1 protein-coding gene is annotated in these 441 nt (G+C 36.5%); it reads left to right on the top strand.

Going from position 1 to position 441, the window contains the following annotated elements:
- The coding region (locus X919_RS0106155) for a transposase (protein WP_028899418.1) at nt 1-391 on the top strand (391 nt) is incomplete at its 5' end.
- Nucleotides 392-441: the final 50 nt, after the last annotated feature.

The following is a 441-nucleotide window of genomic DNA, read 5'->3' as shown; positions in this document are numbered from 1 at the left end:
TAATGACCAACCACTTCTCAACAAATGTATTGTAAATATTTGTCACAATCTACAATGTCCGTGTCTCATTGCAAATGGCATTGGCGATCATGAACATTTGTTGTTCGTTTTATCCCCACAGCGAACGGTATCTGAAGTGATTAAAGAAGTAAAACGAATGTCAACACATTATTTAAAATATCATGACAAAGAATATTATAAACATTTTAATTGGCAAGCGGGATATGGTGCATTTGGAGTTTCAGTAAAGTTGAGAGAGGTTGTGTTTGATTACATCGCCCACCAACAAGAACACCATAAACGAATGGATATGCGTGTTGAATTGGCAGCGCTATTACAATCAGCACAAATAAAAAATTATGAAGAAACATTATATTGGGAGAAAGAATAATGAAAGAGTACAACCCCCAAGGGGGTAGCCTCCCTCATTCATTGTTACCC

Origin of the sequence: Prevotella sp. HJM029 (genome assembly GCF_000599605.1) — a bacterium.
Classification (GTDB): Bacteria; Bacteroidota; Bacteroidia; order Bacteroidales; family Bacteroidaceae; genus Prevotella.
The sequence above is the reverse complement of the archived record's forward strand: the minus strand, read 5'-3'. Positions and strand labels throughout refer to the sequence as shown.